Raw genomic sequence first — 629 nt, 5'->3', positions numbered from 1 at the left:
CCCGGTGGCGCGCAGCATGCTGCGGCGGTGGCGGCCTGCACCTCGGCGTGTTCCATCACGAACAATCCGCCGGGCGCAGCAGCTCCAGCGCCTGGGCGCTGACCGCGCGCGGCACCTGCAGCCCGTCCTCCCCCAGCCCGTACAGGGCCATCTGCGGGTCGTGGTCGCGCACTTCCTGCTCGCGCGGCACGGCGCTGGGTGGAATATAGGGCGGGTTGCTGACCACGGCGTCGATGCCGCCTTCCGGGATCAGCCCGGCCGGCAGGTTTCCGGCATCGGCGTGCAGCACGCTGATGCCCAGCGGTTCGCAGTTCTGCCGGGTGTAGCCGATCGCCTGGTCGGAGAGCTCCACGGCCCAGACCCACGGTGCGGACAGTTCGGTGGCCAGCGCCGCGGCGATCGCCCCGGAACCGGAACACAGATCCACAAGGCGGGCGCCTTGTTGCTCGCCGATGAAGTCCAGGGCCAGCTGCACCACGGACTCGGTTTCCGGGCGTGGGATGAACACCCCGGGCCCGACCTTCAGCTGCAGGTGGCGGAAGTAGGCGGTGCCGGTCAGGTGCTGCAGCGGGATGCGCCGGGCGCGCCGGGCGACCAGCTCCTGGTAGGCTGGTGCTGCGCGGGCTGCA

At 71.7% G+C, this 629-nt stretch carries 1 protein-coding gene; it reads right to left on the bottom strand.

All coding sequences use genetic code 11. The features are described from left to right. Positions 1–55: 55 nt before the first annotated feature. Positions 56–629 (bottom strand): peptide chain release factor N(5)-glutamine methyltransferase (locus tag JCM19049_RS16865; protein ID WP_279403490.1); only part of this gene is annotated, 574 nt, incomplete at its 5' end.

This window comes from Arthrobacter sp. JCM 19049 (assembly GCF_001310435.1).
This window is presented reverse-complemented; position numbering and strand designations above follow the sequence as displayed.